The sequence below is a fragment of the Psychrobacter sp. 5A.1 genome (genome assembly GCF_030407455.1).
In the GTDB taxonomy this organism is placed as follows: Bacteria; Pseudomonadota; Gammaproteobacteria; order Pseudomonadales; family Moraxellaceae; genus Psychrobacter.
In genome coordinates this window covers 1-2,814 of record NZ_JASDDJ010000115.1, presented here as the reverse complement: position 1 = coordinate 2,814, position 2,814 = coordinate 1, and the positions used below count along the sequence as shown (strand labels likewise).

Sequence of the window (2,814 nt, the reverse complement as noted above, 5' to 3'; positions counted from 1 at the left end):
CTGGATGGAAAATGACTTATCTAAATTGTTTTATGATATTTGTCCTAGCCATAACAGTTTTATTTTGAACTGACTATGTCATCACACCGATTAAATAGCCCAAAAATAATTGTTTTCCGGTGGCATGATAATCGAAGTATCGATCTGCATATTCAGTATTCGCATAAAAATATCGACGCGTACGTACTTTTGCCCAAGGATAATAAATTCCTATGGTGACAATGCATAGTAAAACATTAACAATCCATATTTTAAAATACTCTGTCCCGTTACCTCTAAATTGTATTTGTTTCATCCTATCCTTAGAGCCTTATAGATTTGAGGTGAATATTGAGTTATGCCTACGACTACCGACACATTAATAAAAAATTGGTTCGATTTGCATGACTACCGTAGTCGATCAAGAAGATACGATAATAGAAATTTTAGGGCGTGTGATTGATTCAATCGATAGTGACCTAAAAGGGCCAAGTTAGCTTTTATCTTTATTTTTCCGACACCGCTCAGAACAATAAATCACCTGCTCCCAGTCTTTCTATCATTTCTTGCGCCACGTAAATGGGCGTTGGCAGACGGGGCAGACTTACTTTTTATATGCCATGACTGTCCTTTTGTTATATAGCACTAGACAAGGAATATTGTTTGATCAGTACAAAATCAATCTATCGTTTCTTCTACTTCCACTGCTACGCCCAAGCTAGAAAATAACTCGTTGATAATATTACCTTGCTTATCAATATGTAGCGTATGAATATCGACCTCATCAGAATCACACGAAATAGTATTTTCATTATCATCGTAGCAATAATCAACTTGAATGACACCATTTTCAAAAGGTGGAAATATCTGATCAAACAGATAGGGAAATACTAATTTGCCTTGTTGGTTTGCAAACCCCCACTTATCATCGTTTTTAACGCCTATCATACCTTCAGAAACTTGAGTAACATCGTCATACTCTACTGGTAGTACGATATTACCTTGACTGTTAATGATACCAAATTTCATTTCGGAGTTATCTCTGGATGTAGAACTATCAACGTATACCTCGTCATTCCACTCTTCAGGTAATGGATACTCTTTTACCCCATCTATCATTTCATCAGTATCGCTACTGCTATCGGCTAGATTTGTATTTACTCTAGCTACTATTGCATAACCGTTTTCAAAGCTACTAATAGCATCATACTCAAAAGGCACAATTCGGTTTTCTTGAAAGTTAATTACACCCCATTTACCATTTAATTTGACAGCAGCCATTCCTTCGTTAAAAGGACTCGCGTCTTCGTAATATAAGGGTATAACCTCCTCACCTATAGTATTGATATAGCCCCATGATTTTGATTCATCTTTTTGAGAGAACTGCTGCTTTTGATTATTACCAACCATCGCCAGCCCTTCCGAAAAATCATAAGCCTCATCGTAATCAACCATCATCAATGAATCAGACCTATCTAAATAGCCCCATTTACCATCAAGCTTTACACGGGTAGGCCCTTCCAAAGAGTCTGCGATATAATCAAATTTTAGCGGCGTTATTAGGTCATTTATACCATTTATACCATTTATACCATTTATACCATTTATACCATTTATGCCATATTTACCGTTTTTAGAAACTTTAAAAGTATTTTCACTGATAATTTCTACATCATCGAACTCAGTAGGAACTATAATATTGCCTCTTTTATCTATTGCGCCTACTTTTCCATTTTTGGTAATGGATAGCCAGTTCTCGTTAGTCCAGCGATTATCTGAATAAAAGCCATTAAACATTGTAAATTCGAACTCAACGGGTTGTATCATATTGCCCTGATAGTCATAAATACCCACTTTGTCGTCATTAGACACGAATAAAATATCATTTGCTCGACGAATATCATCAAATTGCGCTGGTATGATAATCTTACCTGCCTGATTTATAGCACCTTGTTTACCATCTAACTCAAAGATAGCGATAACATTTTCATTGAGTAGTGGATAACCAAAGCCATACACTATGCTATCGAACTGAGGTTGGATAACGACCTCACCACTGGTGTTTATGTATCCCCATTTATCATCTTGCTTAAATTGTGCCAACCCTACTGGAGTAAAATTCCATGCTTCTTGAAAATCAAATTCGGCTATTTTATGATTTGCTATGTCAATTAGCACCCACTTATCCGCTTTTTTTACCAGCGCTCTACTTTGGATGAACTCTACTGGTGAATCATATTCAAACGGTATTACCGCAATCCCCTGTCGGTTGACAGCGCCGTACTTCTCTGTTGAGATCTGCTGCGCAGGAGCAAGCTCATTACTAAACGAGCATAGCCAGTTAAAGCCAATATCTTCGGGTAGCTCATATCCCTGGTTTAACTCACAACCAAATTTGGCATGAGCTTGAGACAGGCTTATTAATAGCGCGATAGCAAGACAGATTTTGACAACTTGATTAAAAAAAGAAAAGTGAGTAAAAGAGAGCGACATAGTTTTTATGTTCCGTTACAATTTTTAGTAGCGTTCATTCATTGGTTAAAATTGAAATAATCGAGGTTATACAATGTATTAACAATACACTGTTGACTCAATCTGATTTATCCTTCCCCCGCCGACACCGCTCAGAACAATAAATCACCTGCTCCCAATCCTTCTCCCATTTCTTACGCCACGTAAACGAGCGCTGGCAGACGGGGCAGGTTTTTTGCGGTAGATTTACCTTTTTATGTGCCATCACCTGCCCCCTTGTGCGGTATATCTAGGGCGTGTCCTCATTTTAAAAATGGTGATAAAAATGAGATAAATTGCCGTCAAACGAGGAAAATAGTGCAG

General features: G+C 37.5%; 2 protein-coding genes and 2 pseudogenes. All 4 read right to left on the bottom strand.

The window, feature by feature from the left end:
- Positions 1-82: 82 nt before the first annotated feature.
- Positions 83-295: pseudogene (locus tag QL982_RS14255) on the bottom strand (DUF898 family protein); the annotation flags it as partial.
- A gap of 177 nt (positions 296-472) precedes the next feature.
- Positions 473-601, bottom strand: a pseudogene (locus tag QL982_RS14250) (DUF2256 domain-containing protein).
- 56 nt (positions 602-657) lie between these two features.
- Positions 658-2,472, bottom strand: coding sequence for a WG repeat-containing protein (locus QL982_RS14245; RefSeq protein WP_290190428.1), 1,815 nt, complete (start codon positions 2,470-2,472; stop codon positions 658-660).
- Between the two features lie 97 nt (positions 2,473-2,569).
- Positions 2,570-2,716, bottom strand: coding sequence for a DUF2256 domain-containing protein (locus tag QL982_RS14240; protein WP_290166024.1), 147 nt, complete (start codon positions 2,714-2,716; stop codon positions 2,570-2,572).
- Between the last annotated feature and the right edge of the window lie 98 nt (positions 2,717-2,814).

What these genes read in the sequence shown, in the direction of transcription:
- QL982_RS14245 (WP_290190428.1), bottom strand. Translation starts at nt 2,472, where the DNA reads ATGTCGCTCTCTTTTACTCACTTTTCTTTTTTTAATCAAGTTGTCAAA.
- QL982_RS14240 (WP_290166024.1), bottom strand. Translation starts at nt 2,716, where the DNA reads ATGGCACATAAAAAGGTAAATCTACCGCAAAAAACCTGCCCCGTCTGC.